The 16,888-nt window shown below is 65.3% G+C and carries 16 protein-coding genes and 1 tRNA gene; 15 read left to right on the forward strand and 2 right to left on the reverse strand.

The genetic code is table 11. The features are described from left to right. The first annotated feature begins 35 nt into the window (after positions 1 to 35). The 12 genes from OU994_RS26780 to OU994_RS26835 all read left to right on the forward strand — a co-directional run bounded on the left by OU994_RS26780 (position 36) and on the right by OU994_RS26835 (position 13,440). Positions 36 to 1,265: a tetratricopeptide repeat protein gene (locus tag OU994_RS26780; RefSeq protein WP_281608394.1), complete on the forward strand. Its 1,230-nt coding sequence runs from the start codon at positions 36 to 38 to the stop codon at positions 1,263 to 1,265. A 155-nt stretch (positions 1,266 to 1,420) separates the two neighbouring features. Next, a complete protein-coding gene (locus OU994_RS26785; RefSeq protein WP_281608395.1) occupies positions 1,421 to 2,392 on the forward strand; it encodes a bifunctional riboflavin kinase/FAD synthetase in 972 nt (323 codons plus the stop codon). A 62-nt stretch (positions 2,393 to 2,454) separates the two neighbouring features. After that, positions 2,455 to 5,337 carry an isoleucine--tRNA ligase gene (gene ileS / locus OU994_RS26790; protein ID WP_281608396.1) on the forward strand — a complete coding sequence of 961 codons (2,883 nt, stop codon included), beginning with the start codon at positions 2,455 to 2,457 and terminating at the stop codon, positions 5,335 to 5,337. Between the two features lie 177 nt (positions 5,338 to 5,514). Beyond that, positions 5,515 to 6,024 (forward strand): signal peptidase II, encoded by a 510-nt coding sequence (gene lspA, locus OU994_RS26795; RefSeq protein ID WP_131144283.1) that lies wholly within the window; start codon positions 5,515 to 5,517, stop codon positions 6,022 to 6,024. Positions 6,025 to 6,099: 75 nt separating this feature from the next. Next, positions 6,100 to 7,329: a bifunctional phosphopantothenoylcysteine decarboxylase/phosphopantothenate--cysteine ligase CoaBC gene (gene coaBC, locus OU994_RS26800; protein WP_281608397.1), complete on the forward strand. Its 1,230-nt coding sequence runs from the start codon at positions 6,100 to 6,102 to the stop codon at positions 7,327 to 7,329. 1 nt (position 7,330) lies between these two features. Next, on the forward strand, positions 7,331 to 7,780 hold the full coding sequence (gene dut, locus OU994_RS26805; RefSeq protein WP_131144281.1) for a dUTP diphosphatase: 450 nt from the start codon (positions 7,331 to 7,333) through the stop codon (positions 7,778 to 7,780). Positions 7,781 to 7,800: 20 nt separating this feature from the next. Next, the gene (locus OU994_RS26810) at positions 7,801 to 8,934 is read left to right on the forward strand and encodes a M48 family metallopeptidase (protein WP_281608398.1); all 1,134 of its coding nucleotides are present in this window, start codon (positions 7,801 to 7,803) and stop codon (positions 8,932 to 8,934) included. Continuing rightward, positions 8,934 to 9,416, forward strand: a complete 483-nt coding sequence (locus OU994_RS26815) for a surface-adhesin E family protein (protein ID WP_281608399.1) — start codon at positions 8,934 to 8,936, stop codon at positions 9,414 to 9,416. Before OU994_RS26810 ends, OU994_RS26815 begins: the two co-directional genes overlap by 1 nt. A gap of 13 nt (positions 9,417 to 9,429) precedes the next feature. Next, positions 9,430 to 10,464 (forward strand): XdhC family protein, encoded by a 1,035-nt coding sequence (locus tag OU994_RS26820; RefSeq protein ID WP_281608400.1) that lies wholly within the window; start codon positions 9,430 to 9,432, stop codon positions 10,462 to 10,464. Positions 10,465 to 10,553: 89 nt separating this feature from the next. Further along, a complete protein-coding gene (locus OU994_RS26825) occupies positions 10,554 to 11,438 on the forward strand; it encodes a DMT family transporter (RefSeq protein WP_281608401.1) in 885 nt (294 codons plus the stop codon). Next, positions 11,435 to 12,334 carry a DNA-3-methyladenine glycosylase gene (locus OU994_RS26830; RefSeq protein WP_281608402.1) on the forward strand — a complete coding sequence of 300 codons (900 nt, stop codon included), beginning with the start codon at positions 11,435 to 11,437 and terminating at the stop codon, positions 12,332 to 12,334. Before OU994_RS26825 ends, OU994_RS26830 begins: the two co-directional genes overlap by 4 nt. 86 nt (positions 12,335 to 12,420) lie before the next feature. Beyond that, entirely contained in the window at positions 12,421 to 13,440 is a 1,020-nt protein-coding gene (locus tag OU994_RS26835; RefSeq protein ID WP_281608403.1) for a MerR family transcriptional regulator, read from the forward strand. Positions 13,441 to 13,490: 50 nt separating this feature from the next. On the opposite strand, the gene OU994_RS26840 is transcribed toward OU994_RS26835, so the two are convergent. Beyond that, positions 13,491 to 14,135, reverse strand: a complete 645-nt coding sequence (locus OU994_RS26840) for a hypothetical protein (protein WP_281608404.1) — start codon at positions 14,133 to 14,135, stop codon at positions 13,491 to 13,493. A gap of 337 nt (positions 14,136 to 14,472) precedes the next feature. Continuing rightward, positions 14,473 to 14,549 (reverse strand) — tRNA-Met (locus OU994_RS26845). A gap of 173 nt (positions 14,550 to 14,722) precedes the next feature. Here OU994_RS26845 and OU994_RS26850 point away from each other — a divergent pair. The 3 genes from OU994_RS26850 (at position 14,723) to OU994_RS26860 (ending at position 16,874) form a co-directional block, all read left to right on the forward strand. Further along, positions 14,723 to 15,295, forward strand: a complete 573-nt coding sequence (locus tag OU994_RS26850; RefSeq protein ID WP_281608405.1) for an NUDIX hydrolase — start codon at positions 14,723 to 14,725, stop codon at positions 15,293 to 15,295. Then, a complete protein-coding gene (aat, locus tag OU994_RS26855) occupies positions 15,292 to 16,020 on the forward strand; it encodes a leucyl/phenylalanyl-tRNA--protein transferase (protein WP_281608406.1) in 729 nt (242 codons plus the stop codon). Before OU994_RS26850 ends, aat begins: the two co-directional genes overlap by 4 nt. A gap of 116 nt (positions 16,021 to 16,136) precedes the next feature. Continuing rightward, positions 16,137 to 16,874: an arginyltransferase gene (locus OU994_RS26860; RefSeq protein WP_131144272.1), complete on the forward strand. Its 738-nt coding sequence runs from the start codon at positions 16,137 to 16,139 to the stop codon at positions 16,872 to 16,874. The last annotated feature ends 14 nt before the right edge of the window (positions 16,875 to 16,888 follow it).

A 16,888-nucleotide genomic window follows, 5' to 3' on the forward strand; every position in this document is an offset into this window, starting at 1 on the left:
CCTATTCTTGTTTTTTGATGAAAGATACCTCGCTTATGTCCAAGTTCCGTCTCGCCCATCTCGGCCTGGTAATGGCCGCCATCGGCTTTACCGCTGCAGCTCCCATGGCTGGCCTGGTGTCCGCTGCCCATGCTGCCGATACGGTCCGTGCCGATGTGGGCAAACCATTGCAGGAAGCGCAGCGCCTGCTGAGCAGCGGCAAGGCCCGCGAAGCGGTGGCCAAGCTGAAGGACGCCGATGCCGTCGGCAACAAGACTGAATTCGAGAAATACCAGATCGAGCGCGTGCGCGCCGCCGCCGCTTCGACCGCAGGCGACACGCCGACCGCCATCCGCGCGTTCGAGACGCTGATCGCCTCGGGCCGCCTGTCCGCTTCGGAAAAAGGCAAATTCCAGGAAGGCCTGGCCGGCATGTACTACCGCGCCAAGGATTACCCGAAAGCGATCACCGCGATCCAGGGCGTGCTGAAGGACAACCCGAACAACTCGACGATGCAGCAGCTGCTGACGCAGACCTACTTCATCAGCGGCCGCTTCAACGAAGCCGCCGCCGCGCTGAAGTCGGGCAGGCAGTCGGAAGAAAACCTGCAGATGCTGGCCAATATCCAGCTGAAGCAGAACGACAAGACCGGCTACGTGCAGACCATCGAGAAACTGGCCGGCAGCTACCCGAAAGCCAGCTACTGGGCCGACCTGCTGAACCGTGTCCAAGGCAAGCCGGGCTTCTCGCGCACCCTGGGCCTGGATGTGCTGCGCCTGCGCCTGGCGCTGGGCCAGCTGACCAAGCCTTCGGAATACATGGAAATGGCCCAGCTGGCACTGCAAGCCGGCAATGCGCCTGAAGCGATCAAGATCATCGACCAGGGCTACAAGAAAGGCGCGCTGGGCACCGGTACCGACGCGGCCCGTCACCAGCGCCTGAAAGACCTGGCGAACAAGACCCTGGCCGACAATACCGCGGCGCAGGCGACCCAGCAAACCACGCTGATCGCCAACAAGGATGCCGATGGCCTGTTCAACATGGGCTACGCCATGGTGTCGGCAGGCAAGGCCGACCAGGGCATCGCCCTGATGGACCAGGCCCTGAAGTTCGGCACCGCGCGCCGTCCGGAAGAAATGAAGCTGCACTACGGCGTCGCACTGCTGAGCGCTGGCAAGAAGTCGCAGGCCATCTCCGCACTGAAGAACGTCAAGGGCACGGCCGGCGAAGCCGACCTGGCTCGCTACTGGACCCTGTACGCCAACAACCCGAACGTCGCGGCCTGATCCCCGCCACGCTCGCCGGAAAGCGCCGCCCTGCTCTGCAGGCGGCGCTTTTTTACATGGGCGCCAGCGGCCTGCTCTGGTGCGCTGCGGCATTTCCCATGTGAATTTGTAAAAGCGCCGTATAATCCCTGGTTCAGGCAAAAGATTTCATATCCATGAAGGTATTTCGCGGACTTCCCAACGCAGCGTCCCGTGCGCCCTGCGCCCTTACGATCGGCAATTTCGACGGCGTCCACCGTGGACACCAGGCATTGCTGGCCCACGTCCGCACCGCCGCCTCGCGCCTCGGCCTGGAAGCGGCCGTGATGACCTTCGAGCCGCATCCGCGCGAATTCTTTGCCCACAAGCTGAAAGACCTGTCGAAAGCGCCGCCCCGCATCGCCAACCTGCGCGACAAGCTGGCTTCGCTGGAAGCAAACGGCATCGACCGTGTCATCGTCGAGCATTTCTCCGACAGCTTCGCCGCCCTCACCCCGCAGGATTTCACCGAACGCGTGCTGGTCGACGGCCTGCACGTCAAGTGGCTGATGGTCGGCGACGACTTCTGCTATGGCGCGCGCCGCGCCGGCAATGTGCAGCTGCTGCAGGAAGCGGGCGAGCGTTACGGCTTCCATGTCGAAACGCTGCCCACCGTGATGAACGGCAGCACGCGCATCTCCAGTTCCGCGGTGCGCACGGCGCTGGCCGATGGCGACTTCGCCCAGGCCGAACAGTTGCTGGGCCACCCTTACTCGATTTCCGGGCACGTGATCCACGGCCAGAAACTGGGCCGTACACTGGGTTATCCCACGCTGAACCTGCGCGTGCCGCACCGGCCGGCCCTGTCCGGCATCTTCATCGTGCAGGTGCACGGCGTCGCCGACGCACCGCTGCCGGCCGTGGCCAGCCTGGGTGTGCGCCCCACCGTGGAAGACGCCGGCCGCGTGCTGCTCGAGGTGCATATCTTCGATTTCGCCGCCAGCCTGTACGGCCAGCGCGTCAAGGTGGAATTCCTGCACAAGATCCGCGACGAGGAAAAGTTCATCGACCTGCCGACGCTGACCGAAGCGATCGAGCGCGACGCGGCGCAGGCGCGGGCCTACTTCCGCGAACGCAGCGGCGCCATTACCGCCACCGACCGAATTTGAGTGCCGGCCTGCCCCGACACTCACCGCGCAGTTCACCAAGATTCACTTCATAAAGAATTACCATGTCCGACAACGCAAAAAAGGCCGACAAGGCCCCCGGCAAGAGTACCAGCAAATACGCGGTCAACATGACCGAAACCCCGTTCCCGATGCGCGGCGACCTGGCCAAGCGCGAGCCGAACTGGGTCAGGCAATGGCAGGACAAGAAGGTCTACGAGCGCATTCGCAAGGCCGCCAAGGGCCGCCCGAAATTCGTGCTGCACGACGGGCCGCCGTACGCGAACGGCGATATCCACCTGGGCCACGCCGTCAACAAGATCCTGAAGGACATCGTGGTGAAGTCGCGCACCATGGCCGGCTTCGACGCGCCCTATGTGCCGGGCTGGGATTGCCACGGCATGCCGATCGAGATCCAGATCGAAAAACTGTACGGCAAGAACCTGCCGACCGCCGAAGTGCTGACCAAGGCGCGCGCCTACGCGCTCGAGCAGATCGACCGCCAGCGCGCCGGCTTCATCCGCCTGGGCGTGCTGGGCGAGTGGGACAACCCGTACCTGACGATGGCCTACGGTAACGAGGCCGACGAACTGCGCGCACTGGGCAAGCTGCTGGAAAAAGGCTACGTCTACCGCGGCCTGAAGCCGGTGAACTGGTGCTTCGACTGCGGTTCGGCACTGGCCGAGGCGGAAGTGGAATACCAGGACAAGCGCGACCCGGCGATCGACGTCGGCTTCCCGTTCGCCGAGCACGACAAGATCGCCGCCGCCTTCGGCCTGCCGGCGCTGCCCACCCAGACCGGCTTCGTCAACATCTGGACCACCACGCCCTGGACCATCCCGTCCAACCAGGCGCTGAACGTGCACCCGGAAGTGACCTACGCGCTGGTGGAAACCTCGCGCGACGGTGCTCCGTTGCTGCTGATCCTGGCGCAGGACCTGGTCGAAGCGGCACTGCAGCGCTACAAGCTCGAAGGCAAGGTGATCGCCACCACCACCGGCGAGAAACTGGAGAACATCCGCTTCAAGCACCCGCTGCATGCGCGCGATGCGTTCTACGACCGTTATTCGCCGGTCTACCTGGCCGACTACGTGACGACCGATTCCGGCACCGGCATCGTGCACTCCGCGCCGGCCTACGGCCTGGAAGACTTCGTGTCGTGCCGCCAGCACGGCATGAAGGATGACGAGATCCTGACCCCGGTGATGGGCGACGGCAAATACGTGTCGACCCTGCCGCTGTTCGGCGGCCTGACGATCTGGGAAGCCTCGAAGCCGATCTGCGAGGCGCTGCGCGAAGCGGGCGCCCTGTTCGAGCTGAAGATGTTCGACCACAGCTACATGCACTGCTGGCGCCACAAGACGCCGATCGTGTACCGCGCCACCTCGCAGTGGTTCGCCGGCATGGACGTGCAGCCGATCGACGGCGGCTCGACGCTGCGCGAAACGGCGCTGGAAGGCATCGCCGACACGCAGTTCTTCCCCGACTGGGGCAAGGCGCGCCTGCACGGCATGATCGCCAACCGTCCGGACTGGACCCTGTCGCGCCAGCGCCAGTGGGGCGTGCCGATGGCCTTCTTCGTGCACAAGGAAACCGGCGAACTGCACCCGCGCACGCCGGAACTGCTGGAACAGGTGGCGCAGCGCATCGAAAAGGGCGGCATCGACGCCTGGCTGGCGCTCGACCCGCAAGAGCTGCTCGGCGATGAAGCGGCTAGCTACGTGAAGAACAAGGACACGCTGGACGTGTGGTTCGATTCCGGCATCACGCACCAGACCGTACTGCGCGGTTCGCATGCCGAACAGTCGCACTTCCCGGCCGACCTGTACCTGGAAGGCTCCGACCAGCACCGCGGCTGGTTCCACTCTTCGCTGCTGACCTCCTCGATGCTGAACGGCCGGCCGCCCTACAAGGCGCTGCTGACGCACGGCTTCACCGTCGATGGCGAAGGCAAGAAGATGTCGAAGTCGCTGGGCAATACGCTGGCGCCGCAAAAGATCTCCGATACGCTGGGCGCCGACATCCTGCGCCTGTGGGTCGCCTCGACCGACTACACCGGCGAGCTGTCGATCTCGGACGAGATCCTCAAGCGCGTGACCGAATCGTACCGCCGCCTGCGCAACACGCTGCGCTTCCTGCTGGCCAACACGTCGGACTTCGATCCGAAGGCCAACGCGGTGGCGATCGGCGACCTGCTGGAGACGGACCGCTACGCGCTGGCCAACCTGGCCGTGCTGCAGGCGTCGGTGGAAAAGCACTACGAACAGTACGAGTTCCACCCGGTGGTGTCGAAGCTGCAGAACTACTGCTCGGAAGACCTGGGCGGCTTCTACCTCGACATCCTGAAGGACCGCCTGTACACCACGGCCGTCGATTCGGCGGCGCGCCGCTCGGCTCAGACCGCGCTGTGGCACATCACGCAAAGCCTGCTGCGCATGCTGGCGCCGGTGCTGCCGTTCACCGTCGAGGAAGCGTGGGCCGTGTTCGCCGCCGGCGAAGCCTTCGCCGAATCGGACGAGACGATCTACACGCAAACGTTCTGGCAGCTGCCCGTGGTGGCCGATGCGGAAGCCCTGCTGGCCAAGTACGCCACGATCCTGTCGGTACGCGCCGAGGTAACGAAGCAGCTGGAAGACCTGCGCACCTCCGGCGCGATCGGTTCGTCGCTGCAGGCCGAGCTGGAAATCAAGGCTGCCGGCGACAAGTTCCGCGAACTGGCCAGCCTCGGTGACGACCTGAAGTTCGTCTTCATCACATCGCTGGCGCGCGCCGTCGAAGTGGCGAACGATGCCGACGAGGCGGTCAACGTGGCGGCATCGGCGGCGGCCAAGTGCGAACGCTGCTGGCACTACCGCGCCGACGTGGGCGCGCATGCCGAGCACCCCACGCTGTGCGGCCGCTGCTACAGCAACCTGTTCGGCGCCGGCGAAGCACGCCGCTTCGCGTAACGCGAGACTGGCGACAGGAAGGAGATGGCCTTCAGGCCATCTCCGCTACGCAGCAAGGAGCATGCTCCTTGAAACCCTGCTGCGCCACTGATTAATTTGAAACATTTCTTAAGAACCGGTGCCTGTCACCGGTTTTTCTGCAATATTTCCGGCGGACTCACGGACCCGACAAGAACAATGGCAAAATCCAAAAAAACCTTTTCCAGCAAGCCTTCCGGCGGCGGCATGGCGCCGTGGCTCGGCATCGCCGCCATCATCATCCTGGTCGACCAGCTCACCAAGATCACGGTCGAGAAGATGTTCGCCTATGGCGAAGAACGCTACGTCACCAGTTTCTTCAACCTGGTGCTGGCCTATAACAAGGGCGCGGCGTTCAGCTTCCTGTCCGACCAGGGCGGCTGGCAGCGCTACTTCTTCACCGCGATCGGCATCGGCGCGGCGCTGTTCATCGTCTACCTGCTGAAGAAGCATGCGGCCCAGAAGCTGTTCTGCTGGTCGATGGCGCTGATCCTGGGCGGCGCGGTGGGCAACGTGATCGACCGCCTGGTGCATGGCCACGTGATCGACTTCCTCGATTTCCACTGGCGCGGCATCGGCCACTTCCCGGCCTTCAACGTGGCCGACACGGCCATCTGCATCGGCGCCGCCCTGCTCGTCCTCGACGAACTGCGGCGCGTGAACAAGTAACACGCATTTCGAGTAACAGGCATACCCAGTAACAAGCATAAGACTAATGCCCATCCAACCTGGCGAGGAAACAGCATGGAACTGACCGGCAAGAAGATCGTCCTCGGCCTGTCCGGTGGCGTGGCGTGCTACAAGGCGGCGGAACTGTGCCGCGCGCTCACCAAGGAAGGCGCCTCGGTGCAGGTGGTGATGACCGATGCGGCCACCCACTTCATCACCCCGGTGACGATGCAGGCGCTGTCCGGCAAGCCCGTCTACACCGACCAGTGGGATCCCCGGGTCGGCAACAACATGGCCCATATCGATGTCACGCGCGACGCCGATGCGATCGTCATCGCGCCCTGCTCGGCGGACTTCATCCGCAAGCTGGCGCACGGTGCCTGCGACGACCTGCTGTCGACCATGTGCCTGGCCCGCCCGCGCCACCTGCCGCTGCTGGTCGCGCCAGCGATGAACGTGGAAATGTGGACCAATCCGGCCACCCTGCGCAACACCGCGCAGCTGCGCGAGGATGGCATCCGCATCCTGGGCCCGGCGGCCGGCGAACAGGCTTGCGGCGAAGTGGGCATGGGCCGCATGCTGGAAGCCGAACAGCTGCTCGACGAGATCGTGGCGGCGTTCCAGCCGAAGGTCATGGCCGGCAAGCGCATCCTGATCACGGCCGGACCCACCTTCGAGGCGATCGACCCGGTGCGCGGCATCACCAACCTGTCGTCCGGGAAGATGGGCTACGCGGTGGCGCGCGCCGCGCGCGAAGCCGGCGCCGACGTCACGCTGGTCTCGGGCCCGACCGCGCTGCCGACACCCCATGGCGTCACCCGCATCGACGTGCAGAGCGCCCAGCAGATGATGGATGCGGTGAACCGCACGATCGATGGCCAGCACGTATTCATCGCGGTGGCCGCGGTGGCCGACTGGCGGGTGGCCAACCCCAGCACCCAGAAGGTCAAGAAGACCGCCGACGGCGCCGGTGCGCAAGGCCCGCAACTGCAGTTCGAACAAAATCCCGACATCCTCGCCACCATCGCGGCACGCACCACGCTGGCCGGCCACCCGTACTGCGTGGGCTTCGCGGCCGAATCGGAAAACCTGCTCGAATACGGCTCGGCCAAGCGCGAGCGCAAGGGCATTCCCCTCCTGGTCGGCAACATCGGCCACCACACCTTCGGCCAGGACGACAACACCATCGTGCTGTTCGACGAGCATGGCCACACGATCCTGCCGCAGGCACCGAAACTGACGCTGGCCCGCCAGCTGATCTCCGAAATCTCGAAACGCACCAGCAGGCACTCGCTGTTCCAATGACATGAAAACCATCGACGTAAAAATCCTCGACCCGCGCATGCAGGACCTGATGCCGGCCTACGCCACGCCCGGCAGTGCCGGCCTCGACCTGCGCGCCTGCATCGACGCGCCCCTGACCATCGAGCCTGGCCAGACCGTGCTGGTCCCCACCGGCCTGGCGATCCACATCGGCGATCCGGGCTATGCGGCGATGATCCTGCCGCGCAGCGGCATGGGTCACAAGAACGGCATTGTTCTGGGGAATCTGGTAGGCTTGATCGATTCCGACTACCAGGGCCAGCTGATGGTATCGACGTGGAACAGGGGCCAGCAGGCTTTCACGCTGCAAGCGATGGAACGCCTGGCCCAGCTGATCATCGTGCCCGTGCTGCAGGTGGGCTTCAACGTGGTGGAAGAATTCGGTGCGAGCGAACGGGGCGAAGGAGGCTTCGGCAGCACCGGCAAGCATTGAGCATCAACCAGGAAGGAACCATGGCAGGAACCGTCGTAACCCGCGTCAGCGCAGCGTCGCACCCCACTTCATCCTCATCCGCGCGGCGCGGCACGCTGCTGGCGTCGATTGCCACAGCCCTGCTGCTGTCGGCCTGCGCGACGCCGCCGGCGCCCTCGTCCCGCACCACCGCCCCCGTCCAGCCCACGCCTGCCGAACAGGCCGTGCCCATCACGCCGCGCATGCAGGCGGCACGGGCCGCGCTGGACACCATGGTCACGCAGCAGGATCGCCTGTACCGCGTGGCCGCGCCGCTGCTGATCAATAACGTCGACCTGTGCCGCACCGCGGCGCGCGGCCTGCTCGGCTTCACGGCGAAGAACAAGTGGTCGTATCCGGGCGAATACGCCGATGCCGCCGCGGCCGTGCTGGGCTACGACGATGCGCTGCGCGTGTCCGGCGTGCTGGCCGGCAGCGGTGCCGCGCGCGCCGGCCTGCGCAAGGGCGACACGCTGGTGGCCGCCGACGGCAAGGCGCTGCCCACCGGCCCCGGCGCCGAAACGGCCGCCGCCGGGGTGTTCGCGCCGCTGGTTTCCGGCCGCACGCAACTGTCGATGACGATCGGGCGCGATGGCCAGACCCAGGTGCTGAAGGTGCCCGTCACGCGCGCCTGCGCGATGCGCGTGGACCTGGGCAATGCCGACAACGTCAACTCCTATGCCGATGGCGGCCGCATCGCGGTCACGCGCGGCATGATCAATTTCGCCGGCGGCGACGAAGCGATCGCCTACGTGCTGGCCAAGGACATCGCCCACAACGTGCTGGGCCACGCCGCGGTGGCGCGCAATACCGCCGCCGTGGCGGCCATCATCGACAACGTCACCCGCGTGCAGCCCGACCAGGCGCAACTGGGCGGCTCGGGCAACGTGAAGCCGCTGGCGGCCAACCTGGAAGTGGCGGCCGACACGCTGGCGCTGTACATGCTGGCCCGCGCCGGCTACGGCGTGGAGCGCTACAAGGCGTTCTGGCAGAAGCTGGCGGCGCAATATCCGGCGTCCGTCCCGAACGGCTACATGGCGGTGCATCCGAACCTGGCGCCGCGGCTGGCCGCGATCGACAAGACGGTGGCCGACATCAAGGCCAAGCAGGCCGCCAAGAAGCCGCTGGTGCCGTGATGCTGCGTGCCGCCGCGCCTGCGATGGGCTTGCTCTGCATGCTGTGCCTGATGCAGGCGGCGCCCTCGCCGGCGCACGCCGCCACGTGGAGCAAGGCCGGCAGCACCAAGGACAGCCGGGTGTACCTCGACAAGGCTTCGATCAGGAAGAGCGAGGCGGGCAGCGGCGACGGGCGCCGCGCGTGGACGCTCGAATCCTTCGACAAGCCGCAGACCGCGCCGGACGGCAAGCAGTACCTCTCCGTCAAGGCGCTGCACCTGTACGACTGCGCCGAGCGCAGCGTGACGCTGCAATCGCAGACCTTCTACCCCGAAGCGATGGCCAGGGGCGAAGCCGTGGGCACCTACAAGTTCGAAGCCTTCGATGCGGAACAGGTGAGCGAGGGCAGCCGCTATACCGCGGCGATGAAGGCGGTGTGCGGCAAGGACAAGGCAAGGAAGACGCCGGCCGCCAGGCCGCCGGCGGCGAATACGGCGCCGTAGTATAGTCCGGGCCATGGACAGCATCGATCTCGAAGTACTCAAGACCAGCGCCGCGTGGATCGCGGCCGGACACCGCTGCGAACTGGTCACGGTGATCCGCACCTGGGGCTCGAGCCCCCGCCCGGTGGGCGCCACGCTCGCCATCTGCGACGACGGCCGCGTGGTCGGCTCGGTGTCCGGCGGCTGCATCGAGGATGACCTCATCGAACGCGTGCGGCGCGAAGGCATCACGCGCGAACTCCCGGAAATCGTCAGCTACGGCATCACCGCCGACGAGGCGCATCGCTTCGGGCTGCCGTGCGGCGGCACCATCGAGCTGGCGCTCGAACCCTTGTCCGCGGCCAGCCGCATCGCCGAACTGCTCGACCGGCTGGAACAGCACCAGCTGGTGGAACGCCGGCTCGACCTGCGCACCGGCGCCGTGCGGCTCGACCGCGCCATCGCCGGCAACGTGCTGACCCGCACGGAGGATGCGCTGATCACCCAGCACGGGCCGCGCTGGCGGCTGCTGATCATCGGCGCAGGACAACTGTCGCGCTTCGTCGCGCAAATCGCCACCGCGATGGATTACCACGTCACCGTGTGCGACCCGCGCGAGGAATACCGCGCCGGCTGGACGCTGCCCGAGGTGCGCCTGGTGCACGCCATGCCCGACGACCTGGTCATCGACATGCAGCTGGACCGGCGCAGCGCCGTGATCGCACTGACCCACGACCCGAAACTGGACGACCTGGCCTTGATGGAAGCGCTGAAGTCGGAAGCGTTCTATGTGGGCGCGATCGGTTCGCGTGCCAACAATGCCAAGCGGCGCGAACGGCTACTGCAGTTCGACCTGACCGAAGCGCAGCTGCAGCGGCTGCATGGGCCGATCGGCCTGTACATCGGCAGCAAGACGCCCTCCGAGATCGCCATCTCGATCCTGGCCGAAATGACGGCGGTGAAGAACGGCGTGCCGTCGGCGCTGCAGGTCAACCACGCGGCGGCCCTCGAGGCGCCGGGCACCAGCGCCTGCGCCGCCGAATTCGACAGCAAGATCCGGGTGGCGTAGATCCGCCGCGGCGCCGACAATGGCGGCCACGGCGCATCAGCGCGGCCCGGCATGGGCGCGCCGTCAGCCGAACAATAACGATAACGACCATGTCCACCGCCAACCTGTTCCGCCTGATCCTGCTCGCCGCCATCTGGGGCGGCTCGTTCCTGTTCATGCGCATCGCCGCGCCCGTGCTGGGCCCGGCGGTGCTGATCGAGTACCGGGTGGTGTTCGCCGCGCTGTTCCTGGCGGCGATCGCGCTGCTGATGAAGAAGCCGCTGGACTGGAAACGGCACTGGAAGCACTACGTCATCCTCGGCTTCTTCAACTCCGCGTTGCCGTTCCTGCTGTTCGCCTGGTCCGCGCGGACCTTGCCGGCCGCGGTGCTGGCCGTGCTGAACGCCACGGCGCCCATGTGGGGCGCGCTGATCGGCGCGGCATGGCAGCGGCAGATGGTGAGTGTCCGCGTGTTGCTGGGCATCGTGCTCGGCACCGCCGGCGTGGCGCTGCTGGTCGGCTTCGACCACGCCAGTTCGCGCGAAGGCGCCGGGCTGGCGATCGCCGCCGCCCTGTTCGCATCATTCAATTACGGCATCGCCAGCACGTATGCCAGGGCGGCGCCGGCCGTGGAACCGTTCGCCAACGCGCACGGCAGCATGTGGACGGCGGCGCTGATGGTCTTGCCGGCGCTGCTGTTCTTCCCCGCTCCCGGCGAACCGACCGTGGGCATCATGGCCGCCGCCGTGGCGCTGGGCGTGCTGTGCAGCGGTGTCGCCTACCTGCTCTACTACGGGCTGATCCGGGATGTCGGCGCCACCTCCGCCCTGACGGTCACCTTCATCAGCCCCCTGTTCGGCATCCTGTGGGGCGCGCTGTTCCTGCATGAAGTCGTGGGCTGGTACACGTTGGCCGGCGCCGCCATCGTCATCGCCGGCACCGCGCTGGTCACCGGCTACCGGCCGGGCTTCGGCGGCAAGGCCAAACAGGCATGACGCTGGCGCGCACGCTCCCGCTGCCGCCGGGCTACCGCCTGCGCGACGTGCTGGCCTTCCACGGCCGCGACGCCGAAGGCACCGCCGAAACCGCCGGGCCGGACTCGCTGCGCAAGGGCGTGATCCTGGCTGGCGTGCCGGTCGTGCTGGCGGCCAGTTTCGCCCCATCCGCCGCCACCTGCACCGCGCAGGCCGACGGCGCCATTTCTCCCGCGCTGGAACGCCGGATCGACGAAGCCTTCCACAGCATTCTCGGCCTGCGCATCGATCCGGCGCCGTTCTGCGCGTTCGTAGCTGGCGATCCCCTGCTCGGCGCGCTCGTGCAGCGCCAGCCGGGCTTGCGGATCGTGCAATCGGCCAGCGTGTTCGAAGCGCTCACCTGGGCCATCATCGGCCAGCAGATCAACCTGCCCTTCGCCATCGCGCTGCGCCGCACGTTCATCCTGCTGGCCGGGCGGCAGCATTCCAGCGGGCTGTGGTGCTATCCGGAAGCGCCCGACGCGGCCCGCATCGCCGTCGACGAGCTGACGGCGAGGAAATTCTCGCGCGCCAAGGCGGAAACGCTGCACCGCTTCGCCAGCCTGGTCGCAGGCGGCGAACTCGATCTCGAGCCCGGCCCGGACAATCCGCTGGAGCGGATCAGCCAGCGCCTGCTGGCCATCAAGGGCATCGGCCCGTGGACCGTCAACTATGGCTTGCTGCGCGGGTATGGGTACGCCGACTGTTCGCTGCATGGCGACGTGGCGATCCGCGCCGCCCTGCAGCGCCTGCTCGGCGAAGACAGCAAGCCGGACATCCTCCGCACCGAGCAGATCTTGCAACAATATCAACCGCACCGTACGATGGCCGCGGCTCACCTGTGGGCCAGCCTGGCCCCGCCCGACGACAGCGCCTGACCACGTCATCGCCAGATCCGGAAAAGGGCTTGACCCTCACGCCACGTCAGGCTTGAGGATAGCCTTACCGAAGAGAGGAGCTGACGATGCTGAAGATTGGACAACTGGCGAAACACGCGGGCCTGACGGTTCGCACCCTGCACCACTACGACGACATCGGGCTGCTCCGCCCTTCGGTCCGTACCGATGCCGGCTACCGGCTGTATCACCGCGACGACGTGGCACGCCTGCAGCAGATCCAGGCGCTGCGCCAGCTCGGCATGCCGTTGGCCGACATCGGACATTTCCTGGCCCATTCCGGCGCTTCCCCGCTGGCCATCGTCGAGCGCCAATTGGCCGCGCTGCAAAACCAGATCGACGAGGCGGCTCGCATGCATGCGCATTTGACCGCACTGCATGCACGGCTGGCGCGGGGCGAACAACCGGAATTGGCCGATTGGCTGACCACATTGGAGCAGATGAAAATGTACGAGAAATATTTTTCAAAGGAAGAACTGGCGAACCTGCGCATGGTGCACGATGAAGATTGCCGGGCCGAATGGGCGGCATTGGTGGCGGAGGTCGGCAAGATCATGGCCGAGAAAACATTGCCGGGCAGCCTGGAAGCCAAGCAATTGGGGCTGCGCTGGATGACGATGCTCGAACGCGATACCGGCGGCGATGCGGCGCTGATGGCCCGGCTCGATTCAATGCATATAAACGAGCCGGCGATCCACGAAAGCACGGGAATCAGCGCGGCAATGCGCGATTATATTGCCGAGATAATGGGGGAAATAAAGCTCGACACCTGGGCAAAATACCTGCTGCCGGCGGAAGTGGAGCGCATGCGCCGCCACCAGCGTTCCCGCGGCAAGGAATGGCATCCCTTGTTCGAAGCGATCCGCGCGCAATTCGAAGCCGATCCGGAAGGCATCATGCCGGAGTCGAGAGCAGTGGCGCTGCAAAAGTATGCCTTATTCCACGACATGGTTGGTGAAAACCCGGAAACGATCGGCAGGTTCAAGACCGCCCTGGAGAAAGAACCGCTGCTTCGCGTCGGGCGCGGCATGAACGACGAGATGATCGCCTGGCTCTACAAGGTCGAATCAAGCCAGAAAGCAGCATGAGCAAACCAGATTCGAGCGTGAAAACAGCTCGATAATGTCAAAAGCAGGGCTCAACGCCCCATGCTGCGCGGGCAGTCGGCCATTTTCGGCTGCCCGGTACCTTCCGTCAGCTTGTCCGGGTAATACAGGCAATAGGTGCCGAATGCCGTCTTGACCTGGTAAATCGGCTTGCGCGCACCCGGCGGGGTCACTTCCGAAATACGGGCCGCCTCATACCATTTCAGCGGTACCGCCAGTTTGGCTTCGTTGAATGCCCGCGTCATTACCGCTTCCATCGAACCGGGTGCCGGTCCATATGTCCGCATATCGCCGGCCGGGCGGATTTCCCGATCCGCCTTGCCCGCCTGTTTTACGAGGCTGTCGATATCGACACGGCTATTTTCGTTGAATAGATCTGGCGGAGGAATTGCGGCCGGGGTTTCGACAGGTAGTGGGGATCGGACTTCGGCGGGGATTGGCGTGTCAATGGATTTCTCCCGCACCGGCTTCGCGGCGGGAATTCGCGGTGGTTCCGGTATTCTCACCGCCGGCTTCGGCGGCGGCAGGACAATCAGGAGAAGCTGTGAATAACGCGCTGCCACGGCTTTCCCGGAATCGGACCGCTCGATCAACAGGAAATAAAGGAAAAACGCATGCAGGCCCAGTACCGCTGCAAATCCCGCCAGGGAATGAACGCGGCGCGTCACTAGCATCATGCCAGCCACCTTGATTCATGAAATGGCAATTGTACAGATGGGATGCGGGAATCATCCACCGGAAATGGAAAATTACAATGCAGCGTTCGAACGTGAATCGTCGAGGCCCCGATGGGAATAAGCGATTGACCGGGCAGTTCGGCCCGGGCAGCGGGGAAGCCGGCGGGACTGCGAGCCAGCAAGGACAGCAGCCCGCGTAGCCAAGCGTTCAAGAGCTTGCGGCCTGGAGCCTGAAATGTGGAAGTTGGGCCCTGGCCCGGCACGCTGCCGACGACAGCCCAATGAAAAAAGCCGCCATCGCATCTGTTCGATAGCGATGACGGCTTTTCCGGAATTCTGGTTGCGGGGACAGGATTTGAACCTGTGACCTTCGGGTTATGAGCCCGACGAGCTGCCAGACTGCTCCACCCCGCGTCTGATGAAATGAATTATAGGCCCTTTCGCGGGTTTAGGCAATATTTATGCTCGTTTTCCGTATGATAGATCGGCTATATACGTCAGCGGCCATGCCCGGCCCGGTGCGCCGCGGGTACAAGGGGGCGGGCAAACAGTGTAAAGTAGGCAAACGACAACCGACACCGAACTGTATGAAATTCTGTTCCGAATGCGCCCACCCGGTCGAGCTGATGGTCCCGGCCGGCGACAACCGCCCCCGCTACGTTTGCCCCCAGTGCGCGACGATCCATTACCAGAATCCAAAGATGGTGATCGGTACGATCCCCGTGTGGGAACGTGACGGCGAGTTGCGGGTGCTCCTGTGCCGGCGCGCCATCGAGCCGCGCTATGGCTACTGGACGCTGCCGGCCGGCTTCATGGAAAACAACGAGACCACGGCCGATGCCGCCCAGCGCGAAACGGAAGAGGAAGCCGGCGCCAACATCGAGCTGGGCAAACTGTTCACGCTGCTCAATGTCAAGCACGTGCACCAGGTGCACCTGTTCTACCTGGCCACGCTGCGCGATCTCGACTTCGCGCCCGGCGAGGAAAGCCTCGATGTGCAAATGTTCACGGAAAGCGAAATCCCGTGGGACGACCTGGCCTTCCCCACGATCCACACGACGCTGGAATGTTTCTTTGCCGACCGCGCCAAAGTGCTGGAGGGCGGCAGCTATGGTTTCCATACGCAGGACATCACGCGTCCGATGCGCGGCGACTCATGATTCCCTGGCTCGGCGCCCACACTCCGTTCCCCGATGTCTCCGAAGCGCTGACCACCGAAGCGCCCGGTTTGCTGGCCGCCGGCGGCGACCTGTCGCCCGAGCGCCTGCTGGCGGCTTACCAGCGCGGCATCTTCCCCTGGTTTTCCGAGGGCCAGCCGATCCTGTGGTGGAGCACCGACCCGCGCATGGTGCTGCATACGGCCGAATTCAGGATATCGGACAGCCTGGCGAAGACGCTGAAGAAGGTGGAAAAAAGCGGCCGCACGGACGGGCGCTGGCAGGTGCGCTTCGACAGCGCGTTCGAGCAGGTGATGCGCGCCTGCGCGGCGCCGCGGCGCGACGGCCCCGGCACGTGGATCTCGGAAGACATCATTCGCGGCTACACGGGCTTGCACGGCCTGGGTTTTGCCCATTCTTCCGAGGTGTGGCTCGATGGCGAACTGGTGGGCGGCGCATACGGCGTATCGATCGGCCGGATGTTCTACGGCGAATCGATGTTCGCGCGCGTCTCGGATGGCTCGAAGGTGGCATTGGCCTACCTCGTGCATTTCCTGGCGCGGCATGGCGTGCAGATGATCGACTGCCAGCAGGAGACCGGGCACCTGGCGTCGCTGGGTGCCCGCCCCATCCCGCGGGCGGCCTTCCTGGAACACCTGAAAGGGGCCATCGCGAAGCCCCGGATCCGCGGCTGGCGGCCGATACCGCCACTGGTTGCCGGCAGTTGATGCGGCGACCCGGGCAGGCGTTCGGCCAGGCAGCCGGGTTGGTGTGACGGCGAACACAGTGTCTTTCCTGAACGCGCTATGATACGAACAACCGCCAATCCCACGACAGGTTCTGCATGACGCAGCTGAACGACCTCCCCTTTGCCGCGCTCCAGTTCTACACCACCGCGCCCTACCCCTGCAGCTACCTGGAAACGCGCCAGGCCCGCTCCCAGGTAGCCACGCCGTCGCACCTGATCAATGCGGATGTGTATTCCGAACTGGTGCGCAACGGCTTCCGGCGCAGCGGCATCTTCACCTACCGGCCGTACTGCGACGGTTGCCAGGCTTGCATCCCCGTGCGCGTGGTGGCCGATGAATTCACCTCCACGCGCGGCCAGCGCCGCGCATGGGCCCGGCACAACGACTTGCGCACCGGCGTGGCCACGCTGTCGTTCTCGGACGAGCACTATGCGCTGTACCTGCGCTACCAGAGCACGCGCCACGCCGGCGGCGGCATGGACCAGGACAGCCGCGACCAGTATGCGCAATTCCTGCTACAAAGCCGCGTCAACACCCGGCTGGTCGAGTTCCGCGAACCCGATGGCACGCTGCGCATGGTCTCGATCATCGACGTGCTGTCCGACGGCCTGTCCTCCGTGTACACCTTCTTCGATCCCGACGTGCCGGGCGCATCGTTCGGCACCTACAACGTGCTGTGGCAGATCCAGCAGGCACGCGAGCTGGGCCTGCCCTATGTCTACCTGGGCTACTGGATCGAGGAAAGCCCGAAGATGAGCTACAAGATCAAGTTCCAGCCGCTGGAAGCGCGCCGCAAGGGCGTGTGGGCCGTGATGCCGCGCACCGCCGAGTAAGCCCCTGCCGGGCG

It is taken from the genome of Pseudoduganella sp. SL102, from assembly GCF_027856995.1.
Taxonomy (GTDB): domain Bacteria; phylum Pseudomonadota; class Gammaproteobacteria; order Burkholderiales; family Burkholderiaceae_D; genus Rugamonas; species Rugamonas albidiflava.